Source organism: Streptomyces sp. NBC_00989 (assembly GCF_045162655.1).
Classification (GTDB): Bacteria; Actinomycetota; Actinomycetes; order Streptomycetales; family Streptomycetaceae; genus Streptomyces.
In genome coordinates this window covers 5,447,963-5,466,835 of sequence record NZ_CP108728.1, presented here as the reverse complement: position 1 = coordinate 5,466,835, position 18,873 = coordinate 5,447,963, and the positions used below count along the sequence as shown (strand labels likewise).

Below are 18,873 nucleotides of genomic sequence, written 5' to 3'. Positions count from 1 at the left end.
GATGACTGCCCGGACCACGTAGGCTCGTGCCGAGCGGGGGAAACCTCGCCCATACAGCCGTATCCATGGCCGTTCCACGGCCGTATCCATGACTGACAACCGACCGACAGCCGTACGAAACCAGGAGCTGATCGTGATTCCCGGTGGTGGCCAGCCCAATATGCAGCAGCTGCTCCAGCAGGCCCAGAAGATGCAGCAGGACCTGGCGAACGCGCAGGAGGAGCTGGCGCGGACCGAGGTCGACGGACAGGCGGGCGGCGGGCTGGTGAAGGCCACCGTCACCGGCTCCGGCGAGCTCCGCGCGCTGAAGATCGACCCGAAGGCGGTCGACCCGGACGACACCGAGACCCTCGCGGATCTGATCGTCGCGGCGGTCCAGGCGGCCAACGAGAACGCGCAGACTCTCCAGCAGCAGAAGCTCGGCCCGCTCGCGCAGGGCCTCGGCGGCGGCAGCGGTATCCCCGGTCTGCCTTTCTAAGACGGGCCGCGGCCAACTACGGTACGTACGGCACGTACCGCACGACTTCAGGAAGGGCAGGCAGTCCGTTGTACGAAGGCGTGGTCCAGGACCTCATCGACGAACTGGGGCGACTCCCCGGCGTCGGTCCCAAGAGCGCGCAGCGGATCGCCTTCCACATCCTGCAGGCGGAGCCGACGGACGTCCGCCGGCTCGCGCAGTGCCTGATGGAGGTCAAGGCGAAGGTCCGCTTCTGCGCGACCTGCGGCAACGTCGCACAGGAGGAACTGTGCGGGATCTGCCGCGACCCGCGCCGCGACCTCACGGTGATCTGCGTGGTCGAGGAGCCGAAGGACGTCGTGGCGGTTGAACGCACCCGCGAGTTCCGGGGCAAGTACCACGTCCTGGGCGGCGCGATCAGCCCGATCGAGGGTGTCGGACCCGACGACCTGCGTATACGAGAACTTCTCGCGCGGTTGGCCGACGGTACGGTCACGGAACTGATCATTGCCACGGATCCGAATCTGGAGGGCGAGGCCACGGCCACGTACCTCGCCCGCATGATCAAGCCCATGGGCCTCAAGGTCACCCGCCTGGCCAGCGGCCTCCCGGTGGGCGGCGACCTGGAATACGCGGACGAGGTGACCCTCGGCCGCGCCTTCGAGGGGAGACGACTCCTAGATGTCTGACGCCACGCTGCATGCCACCGCTCAGGACCCGGACGACTTCGCGGTCCAGATCGCGGACCAGGTCGAGAGCTTCCTGGTGGCCGTGTCGGAGGTAGCGAAGGGCGAGGACCCCGACTCGGCGGTCCCCTTCCTCCTCCTGGAGGTGTCCCAACTCCTCCTGGCGGGCGGCCGCCTGGGCGCGCACGAGGACATCCTCCCGGACGAGCGCTACGAGCCCGACCTGGGCCCGGAGCCGGACGTGGACGAGATCCGCGAGCGCCTCGCGGTGATGCTGGAGCCGATCGACGTGTACTCGGAGGTCTTCGACCCCTACGAGCCGCGCAAGGCCCCGGTACCGGCCCGTATCTCCGACGACCTCGCGGACGTCATCACCGACCTCCGCCACGGCATGGCCCACTACCGCGCCGGCCGCACCACGGAGGCCATGTGGTGGTGGCAGTTCTCCTACTTCTCCAACTGGGGCTCCACCGCCTCGGCATCCCTGCGCGCCCTCCAGTCCCTGGTCGCCCACGTCCGCCTCAACCAGCCCCTCCCGGAACTGGACGGCCTGGACACGGACGTGAGCATGGGCGACGAGACGCTGGAGTTCGAGGCGGGCGCGGTGATGGCGGAGGAGATCGCGGGGCCGTTGGGGATCAGGCCGGTCAAGTAGTCCTTGGTAGGGGGGCGTTGGGGGTCACAACCCCCACGCCCCCTTTCCCACGGCCGTGAGCCCGCCCGCGAGCGCCAGCGACAACACCAGTAGCCGCGCCCGGGGTTCAGGTATTCGCCCAGCCAGCCCCCGCCCGATCACCCCGCCCATCACCATCGCGGCGACGACCGCGACCCACTGCGGTGTGCGCAGGCTGGGCAGGCCGTTCGCGGCGACCGAGAACGCGTTGACGACGACGCCGTAGAACTGGGCATTGGGGACGAACTCCCGTACCGTCCAGCCCGCGTTGACCGCGTAGAGGGAGATCGGCGGGCCGCCCACGCCCGCCGCCGCGTTCATGAAACCGCCCACCGCGCCCGCCGCGACCGCGCCCTTCGTGCCGCGCAGGGCCGGGACCCGGGCGCCGCGCATCACCAGGAGCACGGCTACCGTCACCAGGCCGCCCATGACCAACAGGAGGACCGGCGGGGGGAGTCGGCGGGTCATCCACGCGCCCGCCGGTACCGTGCAGACCGCCGCCGCGCACAGCGGGACCATCGCGCGCGCCCGCACCTGCCGCCAGCCGCCCGCCAGTCCTACGACGCTGATCGCGCCGGCGGCGCAGTTGGCGAGGACGACCCCCTGGGACGGGCCGAGCAGCAGGACCAGGGCCGGTACGGCGACCAGGGCGAAGCCCATGCCCGTGAGCCACTGGACGGAAGCGCCGAGCAGGACGATTCCGCCCAGGAGTATGTCGGTGGTCATGGACCAACATCATTCAGGGGCCGGGGTGTAGCCCGCTACACCCTCGGTTCGGGACCGCACTCCCTCGTCGCGGACCTGCGGAAACGGGATCGTTGAACTCGTCAGCCGGTGAACGAGCCACCGGCTCCGAGATCCCAAGGATGCCCGTCATGAAGAACCTCCTCTCCTCCAAGCCCGTCCTCTGGTTCCTCTTCCTGTTCAACCTGGCCGTCGCCGCGGTCGCACCCTTCGTGGTCGACGGAACGCAGGGCGTGATGACCGCCGTGGGGATGGGCGTCGTATCGCTGGGAGCCGGTGTCAGCCTCGTCCGGGACCGTGGTCAGGCGGTCGCAGCACGTTAATTGGGCCAGTCCTTCCTCACCCCTGTACGTCCGTTGCACGGGCCCTAACCAGCGGAAAGAGAGTCTGGAGTCATCCCAAAGAGGCACCAGTACAACTGGAGTTGAGATGACCCGCAGATCCATCAGCAAGCGTGCAGCCGTCGTCACCGTCACCACCGTGCTGGCCCTCGGCACCGCCGGAACCGTCGTCGCGACGGCCGGTCCCCAGCAGGACGCCAAGCCCAGCAAGAAGCAGATAGCCGCCCTCTTCGACGGCTGGAACGCCGCGCTGCAGACCGGTGACCCGAAGAAGGTCGCGAACCGGTACGCGCCGGACGCCGTGCTCCTGCCCACCGTCTCCAACGAGATCCGCACCGACCGCGCCGAGATCATCGACTACTTCGACCACTTCCTGCCGAACAAGCCGGTCGCGAAGAAGGTCGAGACGTACATCAACGTCCTCGACAGCAACTCGGCCATCGACGCGGGCGCCTACGACATCACGCTCACCGACCCGAAGACCGGCAAGAAGCGTGTGGTGGAGGCCCGTTACACCTACGAGTACGAGAAGCGCGGCGGCAAGTGGCTGATCGTCAACCACCACTCCTCGGTGATGCCCGAAGGGTGATGACCACCGACAGCCCGTTCCCGGGAGCGTCCCGCAGGGTCACCGTCCCGCCGTCGTCCATCACCAACTGACGTACGACGGCGAGGCCCAGGCCCGAACCGGAGCGCCCGGTGAGGCCCTGACCGCGCCAGAAGCGGTCGAAGGCACGGGACTTCTCCGCGTCGGACATACCGGGACCCTCGTCCGCCACCGTCAACTCGACCTCTTCGCCCCGGAGTTCGGAGCCTACGGTGATCGTGGCGCCGTCCGGTGACACCTCCAGGGCGTTCGACAGCACGTTGTCCAGGACCTGTTCGAGATGACCGGGACTGGCCAGCACGAGCGGCCGGCCGTCGACGACACTCCCCCTGAGCGCGATGTGTACTCCGCGCTCGTCGGCGGCCGGTCTCCACACCGAGAGTCGTTCGGCCACGATCTCCCGAAGCGGTAGAGGTTCCGCCGCCGTCACCTTCGCCTCCGCCCGCGCCAGTACCAGCAGGCCGTTGACCAGGCGGCTCATCCGGACCACCTCCGCCGTCGCCTGTTCCACGTCCTCCCGTACGAACTCGTCGTCCACGCCGTCCGCGATGTTGTCCAAGGACAGCCTCAACGCCGTGAGCGGGGTGCGGAGTTGGTGGGAGGCGTCGGCGACGAAGATGCGCTGCGAGGCGATGAGGGTGTCGAGGCGTTCGGCACCCTGGTTCAGCGTCCTGGCCAGTGTCTGCGTCTCGTGCGGGCCCGTCACGGGGGAGCGGGCCGTCAGGTCGCCGTCGCTGAACTTGCTCGCCATGTCGTTGAGCTGGCGCAGGGGGCGAGTGAGACGGCGGGCCACGATCGCGCCCAGACCGGCCGCCACCGCCAGCACCGCCAGCGCGAGGATCGCCCGGAACCCCCAGATCTGCACCAGGCGCCGGGTCAGGTCGGAGGTCGGGTACGTGATGCGCACGGCGCCGACGGTCCGGCCGTCGCGCTTCGCCGGTGCCGTCACCTCCAGTTCCCCGTCGCCCCAGTGCGTCGCGGTCTTCGCCCGGGAGGCGGGCAGCACCTCGGCCGTGCCAGGGGTCTCCTGCGCGTACGCCACCACCATGCGGTCCAGGGCGGCGCGCGAGGCGGCGTCGCCGCTCAGCAGGAGGGCCATGGTCTTCGCCTCGCGCTCCACCGACTGCTCGGTGTCACCGCGCAGTTGGGCGGTCAGCGTGAAGGCGACGGGCACGGTGAACGCGGTCAGCGCCACGGCCACGAGCAGGACGTAGCTGACGATGAGCTGCCGGATCATGAGGGGGACGTTCCCTCGGCCGTGCCGGGCGTGATCTCCAGGCGGAAGCCGACGCCCCGTACCGCCTCGATGGTGATCGCGCCCGCCAGCTTCCGCCGCAGCGCCGCCACATGGACGTCGAGCGTCTTCGTCGGGCCGAACCAGTTCGCGTCCCAGACCGCTTCCATGATCTGTTCGCGCGACATCAGCGCGCCGGGCTCCTCGGTGAGGAACGACAGCAGGTCGTACTCCTTGGGGGCCAGCGGGATCTCCTCGCCGTCGAGGCGGACCCGGGCGGCCTTGCGGTCGATGGTGAGGCGGGTGCCGTACTCGTCGGGGCCCGCGGCCTCGGCGGCGGCCCGGGGCTGGGCGCGGCGCATCACCGCCCTTATGCGCGCGATGACCTCGCGGACCCCGAACGGCTTCGACACGTAGTCGTCGGCGCCCAGCTCCAGGCCGACCACCCGGTCCGTCTCGTCGCTGCGCGCGCTGATCACGATGATCGGCACGTCGCCGCGGGCGCGCAGCGCCCTGCAGACGTCGAGGCCGTCGGTGTCGGGCAGGCCGAGGTCGAGGAGGACGACGTCGTAGGGAGCGGAGTGGGCCAGGGCCGCCCCGCCCGTCGTGACCCAGTCGACCTCGAAGCCGTAGCGGATCAGTCCGCGTCGCAGGGACTCGGCGACCGGCTCATCGTCTTCCACCAGAAGTACGCGCACACGGCGCACCTTAATGCTTGAAACTTAATTCACAGGCGTGACCTGTGACGCTCGGCACTTTTCCCGCACCCCTTAAGTGGGCATGCGCTGACCTGGGCGTCCGAAGCTTCCGAATCTCACGATGCGATACCACGGAAGCGAATTTCGGGTGCTCGTTAAACTGAGCCGACACACCAGGACTGAGCGAGGAGCGCACGTGGGCCTTGTCGTGCAGAAGTACGGAGGCTCCTCCGTAGCCGATGCCGAGGGCATCAAGCGCGTCGCCAAGCGAATCGTCGAAGCGAAGAAGAACGGCCACCAAGTGGTCGTCGTCGTTTCCGCGATGGGCGACACGACGGACGAGCTGATCGATCTCGCCGAGCAGGTATCTCCGATGCCCGCCGGGCGTGAGTTCGACATGCTGCTGACCGCCGGAGAGCGGATCTCCATGGCGCTGCTGGCCATGGCGATCAAAAACCTGGGCCACGAGGCCCAGTCGTTCACGGGCAGCCAGGCAGGCGTCATCACCGACTCGGTCCACAACAAAGCGCGGATCATCGACGTCACGCCCGGTCGGATCCGCACGGCGTTGGACGAGGGCAACATCGCCATCGTCGCCGGGTTCCAGGGTGTGAGCCAGGACAAGAAGGACATCACCACGCTGGGGCGGGGCGGCAGCGACACCACCGCCGTCGCCCTCGCCGCCGCGCTCGACGCCGAGGTGTGCGAGATCTACACCGACGTCGACGGTGTGTTCACCGCCGACCCGCGCGTGGTGCCGAAGGCGAAGAAGATCGACTGGATCGTCTTCGAGGACATGCTGGAGCTCGCCGCATCCGGCTCCAAGGTGCTGCTCCACCGCTGTGTGGAGTACGCCCGCCGATACAACATCCCGATCCATGTGCGGTCCAGCTTCAGTGGACTTCAGGGCACCTGGGTCAGCAGTGAGCCGATTGGGGACCAGCAGGTGGAGCAGGCCATCATCTCCGGTGTCGCGCACGACACCTCCGAGGCCAAGATCACGGTCGTCGGCGTGCCCGACAAGCCGGGCGAGGCCGCGGTGATCTTCCGGACGATCTCCGACGCCCAGGTCAACATCGACATGATCGTGCAGAACGTGTCGGCCGCCTCGACCGGTCTCACGGACATCTCCTTCACCCTCCCCAAGGCGGAGGGCCGCAAGGCCATCGACGCCCTGGAGAAGAACAAGGGCGGCATCGGCTTCGAGTCGCTGCGCTACGACGACCAGATCGGCAAGATCTCCCTGGTCGGCGCGGGCATGAAGACGAACCCCGGCGTCACCGCCGACTTCTTCACCGCCCTGTCCGACGCGGGCGTCAACATCGAGCTGATCTCGACCTCCGAGATCCGTATCTCGGTGGTCACCCGCGCCGACGACGTCAACGAGGCCGTCCGCGCCGTGCACACGGCGTTCGGCCTCGACTCCGACAGCGACGAAGCCGTCGTCTACGGAGGCACCGGCCGCTGATGGCCACCACCGGAGCGACCGTGCGTCCGACGCTCGCCGTGGTCGGCGCGACCGGGGCCGTCGGCACGGTCATGCTCCAGATCCTGTCCCAGCACGCGGACATCTGGGGCGAGATCCGCCTGATCGCCTCTCCGCGCTCGGCCGGCCGCAAGCTGACCGTGCGCGGGGAGCAGGTCGAGGTGGTGGCCCTGACCGAGGAGGCCTTCGACGGGGTCGACGTCGCCATGTTCGACGTCCCCGACGAGGTCTCCGCCCAGTGGGCGCCGATCGCCGCTGCCAAGGGCGTGGTCGTCGTCGACAACTCGGGCGCCTTCCGGATGGACCCGGAGGTGCCCCTGGTGGTCCCCGAGGTCAACCCGCACAAGGTGCGGCACCGTCCGCGCGGGATCATCGCCAACCCGAACTGCACGACCCTGTCGATGATCGTCGCCGTGGGCGCGCTGCACGCCGAGTTCGGGCTGCGCGAGCTGGTGGTGTCGTCGTACCAGGCCGTGAGCGGGGCGGGCCGGGCCGGGGTGGAGACCCTGCGCCAGCAGCTGTCCCTGGTGGCCGGTACGGACCTGGGCACCAAGCCCGGTGACGTACGGCGGGCCGTCGGGGACAACACCGGGCCGTTCCCGGAGCCGGTCGCGCTGAACGTCGTACCGTGGGCCGGGTCCCTGCGCGAGGACGGCTGGTCCTCGGAGGAGATGAAGGTGCGGGACGAGTCCCGCAAGATCCTCGGGCTGCCCGCGCTGCCGGTCGCGGTGACCTGCGTGCGCGTCCCGGTGGTCACCACGCACTCCCTCACGGTCCACGCCCGCTTCCAGGGCGAGGTCACCGTCGACGGGGCCCGCGAGATCCTCGCTACGGCCCCGGGGGTCGTCCTCTTCGACAATCCGGCCGCCGGTGAGTTCCCGACGCCCGCCGACGTGGTGGGCACCGACCCGACGTGGGTGGGGCGGCTGCGGCGGGCGCTGGACGATCCGACCGCGCTCGAACTGTTCGTCTGCGGGGACAATTTGCGCAAGGGAGCGGCCCTCAATACCGCGCAGATCGCCGAGCTGGTGGCGCGCGAACTGGCCTGAGTGCGGGCCCGACCCCTCCTGCCCCGCCGTAAATCCGCTGGCCAGTGGCGCACGGGTTTGTAGGATCAGTGTGCGCGATGTGGCCGGATTAATGGTTGGGAGCCCTTGAATCCAGCCACCTCCGCATCCGAAGATTTCACTCCCCGCTTTCCGCAACCGCGCGGTGAGCGGGGAGCGTCTTTGCGAACGCCCTTCAGGTGGGCGTGGGGATGCGGTGAGGGCGTGGGGACGCCCTGCACATTCGTGACACAGGGGAAGAGCGGGTAGGCATGAGGGTGTTCGACGCACTGCCGGTTGTGCTGCCTGACACCAGACGGGTGGGTGAGGACGCAAGACAGGTGCGTGGACTGTCTGTTTCGTCTGACGTAAATGTGACGGCCGACGCGTACAACCCCCAAGGGGGGAAGCGTGTCCAACTGGCGTGGCTCAGGTACTCGACTTCACTGCGGCACGCGGCACGGCCCTACGGCCTCCGCGTGGATCCCGTGCGCCCGGCGGCATGCCGGTGATCGCGCCGATGCCCGCAGCGCGGCCCGCCCGCATCCCGAACCAGCGCGACGGTGTCGACGACGCCGTCGCGGCCGGAACGACGGTCGACCATCTCACCGAGACCTATCGGGCGCACTACCGCTCGCTGCTCGGCCTGGCCGCGCTCCTCCTCGACGACACCGCCTCCTGCGAGGACGTCGTCCAGGAGGCGTTCATCCGGGTCCACTCGGCGCGCAAACGCGTTCGTGACCCCGAGAAGACCCTGGCCTATCTGCGCCAGACCGTCGTCAACCTCTCCCGCTCGGCCCTGCGCCGCCGCATCCTCGGCCTCAAGCTCCTCTCGAAGCCGATGCCGGACATGGCCAGCGCGGAAGAGGGCGCCTACGACCTGCTGGAGCGCGACTCCCTCATCAAGGCCATGAAGGGACTCCAGCGCCGCCAGCGCGAGGTCCTGGTGCTGCGCTACTTCGCGGACATGACCGAGGCGCAGGTCGCCGAGTCGCTCGGCATATCGCTGGGCTCGGTGAAGGCGTACGGCTCGCGCGGGATCGCCGCCCTCCGGATCGCCATGGAGGCCACGGCATGAGCGACAAGGCCGACGGAAACGGCACGGCCGAGGGAAGCGGCTCGCGTGAACGGCGCGAGCCGGACGTCCGGCGCGGCCCGACCTGGGCGCGCACGGAACAGCCGAACGAATCACATGCTGGGAACGGAACTGTGAACCACCTCCCCGACGAAGAGAGCCCGAACGGGCCGAGCCTCGACGGGAACCCCGAGAACCCTGAGACCTCCGGGGACTCCGAGGACATCGAGGGCCGGCACCCCGTAGGACCCGTAGGACCAAGCCCCGTAGGACCAGGACCCGGAGGACAGGGCCCCGACGACCACGGGCCCGACGTGCACGCCGCCGAAGGGTTCGACCCCGACGAGCTGGCCCTGCGCCGACTGCTCCACCAGGCGGTCCAGGAGGTCGAGCCGCGCGACGGCACGCTGGACCACCTGCGCAAGGCGGTACCGGCCCGCCGGGCCCGCAAGCGCCAGGCCCTCGTCGGCATGGCCGCCACCGTGCTCTTCTTCGGCACCGCCATCCCGGCCCTCGTCCACGTCTCGAACGCCACCGGCTCGGACGCCGACCCGTCCATCATGGGCAACAGCTCACAGGCACAGGGCGGTACCAGCCAGGGCAAGGGCCCGGACGGCGGCTCCAGCACCTCGGGCGGCACCTCGGGGCACGCCTCGCAGAACCCGGGCGGCCACAAGAACGACGGCACGGGCAAGACCACCGGCCCCGGCACCGTGAGCGCGAACCCCACCTCGAGCGCCGGCACGGCCGCGCCCGTCTGCACGGCCGACCAGTTCGGCGCGTCCAACTCGACGGTGGACGCCGCCGATTCGGCCGGTGTCGTCTACGGCACGTTCACCGTCACCAACACGTCCACCACGAGCTGTACCGTCGGCGGCCCCGGCACCATGGGCACCGCCGCGGTGGGTGCCGCCGACTCCACCAAGATCGGCGTGGCGCAGCACAGCTCCGCGGACGCGGCGAGCGGCCTGCCCGACCCGTCGACGGAGGCCTCGCAGCTGGTACTGCTGCCGGGCTCCTCCTACCTGGTCAAGTTCGGCTGGGTGCCCTCCGAGACCTGCCCCACCAGCGGCAGCACCGGCGGCACCGGCACCGGCGGTCCGACGGCCACCCCGTCGCCCACCGAGGACGCCAGCACCACCACCGGGTCCACGAGCGGCGACACGGGTTCGTCCACCCAACTCCTGGAGGACGGCACGCTCGACGGCAGCGTCCAGGTCTCCTACACGGCGCCGACGGGCTCCCCGACGGTCACGGCCACGGTGTCCAACGCGTGCGCGGGCACGGTCTTCCGGACGGGCCTGCTGGCGGGGTCGTAGACCGGACTGCGGGTCTACAGGTGGTCAGCCGGGTCGGGGGACCCGGCTGTGTCCGTGCCGGGCCACGTCAGACCGTCGCGTGGGCCGCTTCCTCGTTCTCGTCCTCGGGTACCAGGCCCAGTTCCGCGTCGCGTGCGAACTCCACCTCGCGGCGCAGCAGCCGGAACCACATGAAGACGACGAAGCCCGCGAAGACGAACCACTCGCCGGTGTAGCCGAGGTTCTGGAACGCCTTCAGGTCAAGGCCGGTGTTCGCGGGCGCGGTCGCCGGTACGGCCTTCATCCCCGAGTCGCCCTCGTCGAGCGTGATCCACGCGTCGTACACGGGGTACGGGACCAGGTTCACCAGCGAGGCCGCGCTGATCGCGGCGGTCTGACCGGACGGCAGTCCGCCCTGGGCGCTCACTCCGTTGTCACCGGGGGTCTCGGACGCCTGGAGCGAGCCGGTGACGGTGACCTCGCCGGTCGGCGCGGCCGGTGCCTTCGCGGCGTCGGGCTCACCGGGGATCCAGCCGCGGACGACGGGGAGGGCCTTGCCGTCGTCGGTGCGCAGCAGGGTCAGGACGTAGAAACCGTTCTTCCCGTCCAACTGGCGGTCGGGGACGAGGAGTTGCTTGCCGTAGCGGCCGGTCGCGGTGGTCTGCCGGCCCGAGGTGCTCTGGTCGACGGGCAGCAGTGAGGCGAGGGGGCTCGCGGCTTCCGTGCGGTCCGTCTCGACCTGCTTGGTGGCCTGGTGGCTGCTGTCCACGCGCGCCTGGAACCGGCTCAGCTGCCACGACCCCATGAAGATGCAGAAGGGGATGGCGAGCAGTACGAAGACGTTGATGCCCCACCAGCGCGATGTCAGCAGAAACCGGTACACGCGTTCCACGGTACGGGGCTGCCGTGGGGCGCTTGGCCCGGGGGTCGGCCCGAAGGTTCACCCGGCGTCGGCAATGCTCCGGCCGGGACTTGGTCGAAGTTATCCACAGGCTGAGGATCCGGTCAGTGCAATGTCTGTGTGGGCGGGCAGTATGGGGCCATGACTGAGAGCAACGGGTCCGAGTACACACCGGACTGGGAGAAGCGCTTCCGGGCGCCCCGCGTGTCCCTGCCCGACTGGGCGGAGGACGCACCCGACCGTTCCCTGTTCGTGTCGAACGCGACAGGGACGTATGAGCTGTACGCCTGGGACCGGGCGACGGGCGAGCAACGCCAGGTCACGGACCGGCCGAACGGCACGACGGACGGTGTGCTCTCCCCGGACGGGGAGTGGATCTGGTGGTTCGACGACAAGGACGGCGACGAGTTCGGCGTCTGGCGCCGCCAGCCCTTCAAGGGAGGGCCGGACGAACCGGCGGTCCCCGGCCTGGAACCGTCCTACCCGGCCGGGCTCGCCCTCGCCCGGGACGGCAGGACCGCCGTGGTCGGCCGCTCCACGGACGAGGACGGTACGACGATTCACCTCGCCCGCACCGGTGACGAGACCACGCTGATCTACCGGCACCGCGAGTCGGCGGGCGTCGGCGACCTCTCGCACGACGGCTCGCTGATCGCCATCGAGCACACGGAGCACGGCGACGCGATGCACTCGGCGCTGCGCGTCCTGCGCCCGGACGGCACGGCGGTCGCCGACCTGGACGACACCAAGGGCGGCACCGAGGAGCTGGGCCTCGAAGTGCTCGGCTTCGCACCCGTGGAGGGCGACACGCGTCTCCTCATCGGCCATCAGCGGCGCGGCCGTTGGGAGCCCCTGGTGTGGGACGTCGTGAAGGGCGGCGAGAGCGACCTGTCCCTGGACCTGCCCGGGGACGTGAGCGCCGAGTGGTACCCGGACGGCTCGGCCCTCCTCATCGCGCACAGCTTCGAGGCCCGCAGCGAGGTGTTCCGCTACGACCTCGCGACGGGCGAGCTGGACAAGGTGCCGACCCCGCCCGGTTCCGTCTCGGGCGCGACGGCCCGCCCCGACGGCAGCGTGGAGTACCTCTGGTCGTCGTCCGCCGAGCCGTCCGCCGTGCGCTCCACGACGGGCGAGGTCGTCCTGGACCCGCCCGGCCTGAAGTCGCCCGGCTCGGTCCCGGTGGAGGACGTGTGGGTGGAGGGCCCCGGCGGCCGCATCCACGCCCTGGTCCAGAAGCCGGCGGGCGCCACGGGCCCCCTCCCCACGGTCTTCGACATCCACGGCGGCCCGACCTGGCACGACAGCGACTCCTTCGCGGCGGGCCCGGCGGCCTGGGTCGACCACGGGTACGCGGTCGTACGGGTCAACTACCGAGGTTCCACCGGCTACGGCCGCGCGTGGACCGACGCCCTCAAGCACCGGGTCGGTCTCATCGAGCTGGAGGACATCGCGGCGGTGCGGGAGTGGGCGATCACCTCCGGTCTCGCCGACCCCGCCCGCCTGATCCTCACCGGCGGCTCCTGGGGCGGCTACCTCACTCTCCTCGGCATCGGCACCCAGCCCGACGCGTGGACCCTGGGCATCGCGGCCGTCCCGGTCGCCGACTACGTCACGGCGTACCACGACGAGATGGAAGCCCTGAAGGCCATGGACCGCACCCTGCTGGGCGGCACCCCCGAGGAGGTCCCGGCCCGCTTCGAGGCGTCCTCCCCGCTGACCTACGTCGACAAGGTCACGGCCCCGGTCTACATCTCGGCCGGCGTCAACGACCCCCGCTGCCCGATCCGCCAGATCGACAACTACGTGAAGCGGCTTGAGTCGCGGGGCGCGGTGCACGAGGTGTACCGGTACGACGCGGGGCACGGGTCGCTGGTGGTGGACGAGCGGATCAAGCAGGTGAAGCTCGAACTGGACTTCGCGGAGCGGCACTTGGGGAAGTAGGCAGGGTTTCCCGAAGGGCTGGTCCTCTCGCGAGTCGCGTGCGGAGCGGGGATCCGAACTCCCCGCTCCCTACGTCCCCGCCCGGTCCCGGGGCCGCCGCCCCAGCAACTCCGCCAACCCCCGACGGGTAGCGGCCAGCACAACCCGGTCCGAGCTCCGCAGGACATACGTGTCGGGGAGGTCCCACACCAACCCCGAGCGCCGTACGTCCTCGGAGGCGTCCCGGGTCGCCGTATCCAGCGCCAGGACCCGCCAGGACCCGGCCCGGAACGCCTCGGCGATGGTCTTCCCGTCCAGCTGGGGATGCCCGCCCACGGTCATCGCCGCGAACAGCAGCACCCGCCGCTCGACAGGGATCGCGCCCAGGATCTGCCGCCCCATCATCGCCCCGGCGAACGCGGGCGCGGCCAGATGGGACACGCTCCGGCTCCGGGTCAGGGCACCGGGGTGCGCGGCCCGCAGGGTGCGGTACACGGCGGTCGCGAAGTCGTCGTCGTACAGCCGGAGCACGACCCGTAGATCGGGCCGCACGGACCGGGCGTACAGCACCGCTTCGAGGTTGGTCGTGTCGGAGCTGGTGACCGCGAGGAGGGCGTGGGCGCGGTGGACCTTGGCGGATTCCAGGACGCCCTCCTGGGTGACGTCACCCAGGATCACCGGCACCCGCAGCCGGCGCGCGACCGCGAGCCCACGCGCCTCGGGGTCGGCCTCGACGCACACCACGGGGATGTTGAGTTCGCGCAGCCGGGTCAGCACCCGGGTGCCGATCTTGCCGAGCCCGAGCAGCACGACATGCCCGCCGAGCCCGCGGGGCGGCTTGCGCAACGCGGACGCCGTACGGAAGGTGCCGAGCGCTTCCAGCACGGCGGCCAGCAGCACCGGCAGCATCAGCAACCCGACGAGCCCGGAGAGGAGTTGAAGGATCTGCCGGCCCAGGGGTTCCCCGATCGCGGGGTCGTCGATCGCGAAGAGATCGAGCAACGTCAGATAGAAGGCCCGCAGGGGATGGATACCGGTCACCAGCCACAGCGAGACGGCGAGCGCGATGACACACGCCAGCATGCCCGCCAGCGACCACCGCAGCCGCCGCGAGAAGAGCGAGGAGAACGCGGGCACGACACCGCCCCCGCGCCCGCCCGGCAACTGCGGCCCGGCGTACGACACCTGCTCCAGGACGACGGTTCCGCGCCCGGTGGCCGAGGCGACGGCCGCCGCGTCGGGCAGCAGGCGCGGGCCCTGTTCGCCCATGCCCTCGGAGCCGTCCGCGCCGGCCGGGTCGCTGCTGGTCGCCGACAGCAGGGCGAGCGTGGCAAGCCCCGGGTCGGCCACCTCCCCGGGTCCCGGCGGCGGCCGTTCCACCGCGCGCAGCAGCAGCCCGTCGGTCTGGACGACCTTGCTGGTACCGGCGAGCGCGGTCGCGGCCAGCGCGGGTGCGGCCGTGTCGGCGTCGGAGAGCACGGTCGTGGACGCGTCGAACCCGGTACCGGGCCCGGTACCCGTGCCGTCGCCGGTCGCCAACGCGGCGGCCTGGTCGAGGAGTTCCTCGATGTGCTGGCCGAGCCGCCGGTTGTAGAGACGCAGCACCAGCCGGATACGGGGGTTGAGGCGGCGGGCGGTGAGCGCGGCGCGGATGTTCGTCTCGTCGTCGTCGTAGACGAGGGCCAGCGCGGTCGCCCGTTCCACGCCCGCCTCGGCGAACACGGCCTCGGTCAGCTCGGCGACCTCCAACACCCGTTCCCCGCGCGGGGGTTCGGAGGTGACGGGTCCGGCGTTGCTGTTGCCGCCACCACCGCCAGTGCCGCCGCCGTTGCCGTTGGCCCGGCCCACCGCCGCGTTGACCCGGTCGAGCAGCGCCGCCGACGCGGCACGCGCGCGGCCGACGACGGGTGGTCGGGCGGTGGCCTCGGAGAGCGGGACGACGAGGGTGATGTGCTCGCCGTAGACACTGCGCAGTTCGACGGCGAGTCGGTGCGCGAGCGCGTCGTCGCCGCACACCACCATGTGCGCACGGGCACCGCCCGGGGGGCTCTGATTCGGAACGCTGCTCGCCACGAGGGGAAAGACTGCACCAAGGAGGCGGGTGGTTCCAGTATTCCGCTGAACACCCGTGCCCCGACTGCCGTATGCAGAGACAGGGAGCAAAACTCGCGAAACCCCGCGCCTGCCGGAGGTACTACACCCGTGGCCATCACCACCGAACCAGCCGCGCCGACCACGGACCCGCCTCAGCCGCCACCCGTGCCCGCGCCGCCGGTCACGCTGGCCAAAGAGTCACCGGCCGCGCCCGCCGAGAAGTCACCGGCCGCGCCCGCCAAAGAGTCGAAGGACGGCTGGCAGCTCAACTCGCCGCTCGTGCTGACGATGGTGCTGCTCGTGGTCGTGCTGGCGCAGGGCCCGATCCGGCAGGCCCTGTCCGCGCCCGTGATGCAGAGCTGGATGACGGTCTTCGTGGCCGTGGTCGTGCAGGCCCTGCCCTTCCTGGTGCTGGGCGTGCTGCTGTCGGCCGGGATCGCGGTGTTCGTACCGGCGACGTTCTTCACCCGCGCGCTGCCGAAGAACCCCGTGCTGGCCGTGCCGATCGCCGGGATGGCGGGCGCGATCCTGCCCGGCTGCGAGTGCGCGTCCGTGCCGGTGGCCGGGGCGCTGGTGCGCCGGGGTGTCACCCCGGCGGCGGCGATCGCGTTCCTGCTCTCCGCCCCGGCGATCAACCCGATCGTGCTGACGGCGACGGCCGTGGCGTTCCCGCGCAACCCCGAGATGGTGCTCGCCCGGTTCGCCGGCAGTCTGCTCGTGGCCTGTGTGATGGGCTGGCTGTGGACGCGGATCGGCCGTACCGACTGGCTGCGCCTGCCCGCCCACGAGCCGCACGAGGGGGAGACCAAGGGGGCCGCGTTCTGGGGCTCGGTCCGGCACGACGTGATGCAGGCGGGCGGATTCCTGGTGCTGGGCGCGATGTCCGCGGCCACGCTCAAGGCGGTGGCGCCGGCGAGCTGGCTGCGCACGGCCGCCGACAACCCGGTGGTCGCGATCCTCGCCCTCTCGATCCTCGCCGTGCTGCTGTCGATCTGCTCGGAGGCGGACGCGTTCGTGGCCGCGTCGCTCACCCAGTTCTCGCTCACGGCCAAACTCGCGTTCCTGGTGGTGGGCCCGATGATCGACCTGAAACTGTTCGCCATGCAGGCGGGCACCTTCGGCCGGGGCTTCGCCCTGCGCTTCGCACCCGCCACCTTCGTCCTCGCCATCGCGGGCGCGGTCGTCACCGGGGCGGTGCTCCTGTGAACCGCCAGGCACAGGCGGCGGTCCTGTTCCTCGTCGGCGCGGCCCTCCTGCACGCGGGCTTCACCAACCTCTACCTGCGCTACGTCAAGGCAGGCCTCCAACCGCTCCTGCTGCTCTCCGGCGCGGTCCTCATCGTGACCGCGCTGGCGACGGCCTGGTACGAGTGGCGCCGGACGCGGATGGAGAAGGCCCAGGCGGAAGCCCACGGGGAAGCCCATACGGAAGCGCACGCGGAGGCCCACCCCGAGGGCGACGCCCACGAGGCCCACGAGGGACACGTCCACCGCGAACCCCGTATCTCCTGGCTCCTGATCCTCCCCCTCTTCGCCCTGATCCTGGTCGCCCCGCCGGCCCTCGGCTCCTACAGCGCGGTCCGCACGGGCACCGCACTCCAGCAGCCGTACGGTCTCCTCAAGCTCCCCGACAGCAACCCGCTCACCCTCGGCCTGGTCGACTACGCGAGCCGCGCGGTGTACGACCACGGACGGTCCCTGGGCACCCGGCAGTTGAAGGTCACCGGTTTCGTCGCGCTGGACAAGTCCGGTGCGCCGTTCCTGGTCCGCATGGCCCTCAACTGCTGTGCGGCGGACGCCCAGCCGGTGAAGATCGCGCTAACTGGCAAGATCCCGCCGGTACTTCAGCCGGACACCTGGCTGGAGATCACCGGCACCTACACCCCCAAGCAGACCAAGGACCCCATCAACAACCGCCCGATCCCCTACTTCCAGGTCACCCAGGCCAAGCCGATCCCGACGCCGAAGGACCCGTACGACGAGAGCTGGAACCAGTAACTCCCCTGGTTTTAGAGGGGGTTGGCGACCGCGGCGGCCATGATCGGCTCGGCCGCCTCCTCGGTCAGCTCCGGCGGTACGACCAGCAGGTCCCAGCGGCCGCGGCCCGGCGCGAGCAGGACGACGGTGTTCGGGGCGTGCACGGCGGTGGTCCGGTGCAGCCGTACGACCTGGTTGGCCACGAGCATCCGGCCCGGGGCGGTCGACCAGACCCGCCCGTTCACCATCACGCTGACGATGTGACCCCAGGTCCGGGGCAGCCCGGCGAGTAGTCGGGGTACCTCGGTGAGCACGTCGTAGGAGTGCGGCCACCAGGCTCCGTCGAGGCGGCGCGGCACCGCGGTGTGGGCGGCGAGGCGCAGCCGGAGGAGGGGCGGGGGGCTCTGCTCCACGTCGGGGGAGGAGGCGATGGTGTCCGAGGCGGGCGAACTGTGGGTGTCCGTGGGCGCGTTCATGTCGCGGTCCCTGTCCCCGGCCGTCCGTCGTGCGGCGGTCCGGTGCCGTGGTGCACTGGGAACGACGCCGGCGCCAGAGCCGAGGTACGGAGAACTCCCGGTACCGCTCACCGTACTCCCGCCCCGCGCGGGCAGGTCCGAGCCAAAGGCACGCCGACCCCCTCCGCGGTCCGCGGGCGTACCGTGAAAGGACCGAGGATTTCTCGTGCGCCGGATCGCACCGGTGTCGTTCTCGGCGAACCACGACGCCGGGGCGGATGTGTCCGCGCCCGGGGCAGGGCTCAGCCCATGACCGTGAATGTGCCCGGTCGGCCGGTGACCGCGGACGCGCCCGTGGCCCTCGACAGGCGTGGCGGTGCCGGTACGGCGGGCTGGCAGAGGACGTGGTCCACATCGGGCCATGAACGCGGGACGCCGGGCCACGGGCGGGGTACGTCCGGCGGGGAACGCGGCACGTCCGTCCGCCCGTCCAACCGTGAGCGCGGCCCGTCCCCGTGGGAGGGGGACCGCGTCCGTCCCCTCAGCCGCCGCCAGATCGAGGACCGTTTCCAGGACCTGGGCACGCTGTACGAGGAGAGCCGCGGCGGGACCCGCACAGGCAACCGTTCCCGCACCGCCTTCCTGCGGCGGCTGGCCGGTGACGTCCGGCGCCCCGGTTTCACCCTGCTGATCGCCGAGAACACGACCCTGACGGCCTGCGCCTACGGCTTCCCCGTGCGTGCCGCCGATCCCTGGTGGCAGGGCCACGACACCCGGCTGCCCCGGCTGCTGCACGGCCTCGCGGTCACCGGCGGACTCTTCGCCGTCTCCGGGATCGTCGTCCCGCCCCGCGTGCGCACCCACTACCAGGACCGGGACTGGAACCTCGCCCGGCGCCTGCAACGCCGGCTGCTCGCCGATCACGCGCCGGCCCTCGGCGTCACCCTGGTGCCCCGCACCGACACCGAGACCCTGTCGGCCTACCGGGCCTGGGGCTGGCAGGACGTCGTCATGGGCCGCGACAGCCTTGATCCACGGCTTCCGGGTGCCTGCCAGGTGCTGGTTCTGGGCCCCTGAGCGCGTCAACCGCCGTCAGGACATCTGTGCTCGCCGCGACAGAGTTTCCCCGGGTGCGACTAGAGTTCCCGTACGGGGGAACCAGCTCCCCCGGCGGCAGGCCGT

19 protein-coding genes are annotated in these 18,873 nt (G+C 70.8%); 13 read left to right on the top strand and 6 right to left on the bottom strand.

Going from position 1 to position 18,873, the window contains the following annotated elements; genetic code table 11:
* Window positions 1–133 precede the first annotated feature (133 nt).
* The 3 genes from OG714_RS23900 (at window position 134) to OG714_RS23890 (ending at window position 1,798) form a co-directional block, all read left to right on the top strand.
* A complete protein-coding gene (locus OG714_RS23900) occupies window positions 134–478 on the top strand; it encodes a YbaB/EbfC family nucleoid-associated protein (RefSeq protein WP_355917924.1) in 345 nt (114 codons plus the stop codon).
* A 68-nt stretch (window positions 479–546) separates the two neighbouring features.
* A complete protein-coding gene (recR, locus tag OG714_RS23895; protein WP_327402451.1) occupies window positions 547–1,146 on the top strand; it encodes a recombination mediator RecR in 600 nt (199 codons plus the stop codon).
* Entirely contained in the window at window positions 1,139–1,798 is a 660-nt protein-coding gene (locus tag OG714_RS23890) for a DUF5063 domain-containing protein (protein ID WP_406123900.1), read from the top strand. The genes recR and OG714_RS23890 overlap by 8 nt, the downstream gene beginning before the upstream one ends.
* A gap of 24 nt (window positions 1,799–1,822) precedes the next feature.
* On the opposite strand, the gene OG714_RS23885 is transcribed toward OG714_RS23890, so the two are convergent.
* A complete protein-coding gene (locus OG714_RS23885; protein ID WP_406123898.1) occupies window positions 1,823–2,542 on the bottom strand; it encodes a TSUP family transporter in 720 nt (239 codons plus the stop codon).
* Between the two features lie 149 nt (window positions 2,543–2,691).
* Here OG714_RS23885 and OG714_RS23880 point away from each other — a divergent pair, with 149 nt between their 5' ends.
* Both OG714_RS23880 and OG714_RS23875 read left to right on the top strand, forming a co-directional pair.
* Window positions 2,692–2,883, top strand: coding sequence for a hypothetical protein (locus tag OG714_RS23880; protein WP_406123896.1), 192 nt, complete (start codon window positions 2,692–2,694; stop codon window positions 2,881–2,883).
* Between the two features lie 106 nt (window positions 2,884–2,989).
* Window positions 2,990–3,490 (top strand): SgcJ/EcaC family oxidoreductase, encoded by a 501-nt coding sequence (locus tag OG714_RS23875; protein ID WP_406123895.1) that lies wholly within the window; start codon window positions 2,990–2,992, stop codon window positions 3,488–3,490.
* On the opposite strand, the gene OG714_RS23870 is transcribed toward OG714_RS23875, so the two are convergent.
* Window positions 3,456–4,745 (bottom strand): ATP-binding protein, encoded by a 1,290-nt coding sequence (locus OG714_RS23870; RefSeq protein WP_406123893.1) that lies wholly within the window; start codon window positions 4,743–4,745, stop codon window positions 3,456–3,458. The genes OG714_RS23875 and OG714_RS23870 overlap by 35 nt on opposite strands.
* Window positions 4,742–5,440 carry a response regulator transcription factor gene (locus OG714_RS23865; RefSeq protein ID WP_406123891.1) on the bottom strand — a complete coding sequence of 233 codons (699 nt, stop codon included), beginning with the start codon at window positions 5,438–5,440 and terminating at the stop codon, window positions 4,742–4,744. The genes OG714_RS23870 and OG714_RS23865 overlap by 4 nt, the downstream gene beginning before the upstream one ends.
* Window positions 5,441–5,636: 196 nt before the next feature.
* Here OG714_RS23865 and OG714_RS23860 point away from each other — a divergent pair, with 196 nt between their 5' ends.
* The 4 genes from OG714_RS23860 (at window position 5,637) to OG714_RS23845 (ending at window position 10,366) form a co-directional block, all read left to right on the top strand.
* The gene (locus tag OG714_RS23860; RefSeq protein ID WP_328680818.1) at window positions 5,637–6,908 is read left to right on the top strand and encodes an aspartate kinase; all 1,272 of its coding nucleotides are present in this window, start codon (window positions 5,637–5,639) and stop codon (window positions 6,906–6,908) included.
* Window positions 6,908–7,975, top strand: coding sequence for an aspartate-semialdehyde dehydrogenase (locus OG714_RS23855; RefSeq protein ID WP_406123889.1), 1,068 nt, complete (start codon window positions 6,908–6,910; stop codon window positions 7,973–7,975). The genes OG714_RS23860 and OG714_RS23855 overlap by 1 nt, the downstream gene beginning before the upstream one ends.
* Before the next feature lie 499 nt (window positions 7,976–8,474).
* Window positions 8,475–9,050 (top strand): SigE family RNA polymerase sigma factor, encoded by a 576-nt coding sequence (locus OG714_RS23850; RefSeq protein WP_019063113.1) that lies wholly within the window; start codon window positions 8,475–8,477, stop codon window positions 9,048–9,050.
* On the top strand, window positions 9,047–10,366 hold the full coding sequence (locus tag OG714_RS23845; RefSeq protein WP_406123887.1) for a hypothetical protein: 1,320 nt from the start codon (window positions 9,047–9,049) through the stop codon (window positions 10,364–10,366). The genes OG714_RS23850 and OG714_RS23845 overlap by 4 nt, the downstream gene beginning before the upstream one ends.
* A 67-nt stretch (window positions 10,367–10,433) precedes the next feature.
* Here OG714_RS23845 and OG714_RS23840 read toward each other — a convergent pair whose 3' ends face one another.
* Window positions 10,434–11,228 carry an SURF1 family protein gene (locus OG714_RS23840; RefSeq protein ID WP_406123885.1) on the bottom strand — a complete coding sequence of 265 codons (795 nt, stop codon included), beginning with the start codon at window positions 11,226–11,228 and terminating at the stop codon, window positions 10,434–10,436.
* 159 nt (window positions 11,229–11,387) lie between these two features.
* Between OG714_RS23840 and OG714_RS23835 the strand changes: the two genes are divergently transcribed.
* On the top strand, window positions 11,388–13,187 hold the full coding sequence (locus OG714_RS23835) for a prolyl oligopeptidase family serine peptidase (RefSeq protein WP_406123883.1): 1,800 nt from the start codon (window positions 11,388–11,390) through the stop codon (window positions 13,185–13,187).
* Window positions 13,188–13,256: 69 nt separating this feature from the next.
* On the opposite strand, the gene OG714_RS23830 is transcribed toward OG714_RS23835, so the two are convergent.
* The gene (locus OG714_RS23830; protein WP_406123881.1) at window positions 13,257–15,188 is read right to left on the bottom strand and encodes an NAD-binding protein; all 1,932 of its coding nucleotides are present in this window, start codon (window positions 15,186–15,188) and stop codon (window positions 13,257–13,259) included.
* Window positions 15,189–15,368: 180 nt separating this feature from the next.
* On the opposite strand from OG714_RS23830, the gene OG714_RS23825 reads away from it, so the two are divergent.
* Window positions 15,369–16,466 carry a permease gene (locus tag OG714_RS23825; RefSeq protein ID WP_406123879.1) on the top strand — a complete coding sequence of 366 codons (1,098 nt, stop codon included), beginning with the start codon at window positions 15,369–15,371 and terminating at the stop codon, window positions 16,464–16,466.
* Window positions 16,463–17,257, top strand: coding sequence for a TIGR03943 family putative permease subunit (locus tag OG714_RS23820; protein WP_406123877.1), 795 nt, complete (start codon window positions 16,463–16,465; stop codon window positions 17,255–17,257). The genes OG714_RS23825 and OG714_RS23820 overlap by 4 nt, the downstream gene beginning before the upstream one ends.
* Before the next feature lie 11 nt (window positions 17,258–17,268).
* On the opposite strand, the gene OG714_RS23815 is transcribed toward OG714_RS23820, so the two are convergent.
* Window positions 17,269–17,712, bottom strand: a complete 444-nt coding sequence (locus OG714_RS23815) for a DUF5994 family protein (RefSeq protein ID WP_406123875.1) — start codon at window positions 17,710–17,712, stop codon at window positions 17,269–17,271.
* A 288-nt stretch (window positions 17,713–18,000) separates the two neighbouring features.
* Between OG714_RS23815 and OG714_RS23810 the strand changes: the two genes are divergently transcribed.
* Entirely contained in the window at window positions 18,001–18,768 is a 768-nt protein-coding gene (locus OG714_RS23810) for a hypothetical protein (RefSeq protein ID WP_406123873.1), read from the top strand.
* The last annotated feature ends 105 nt before the right edge of the window (window positions 18,769–18,873 follow it).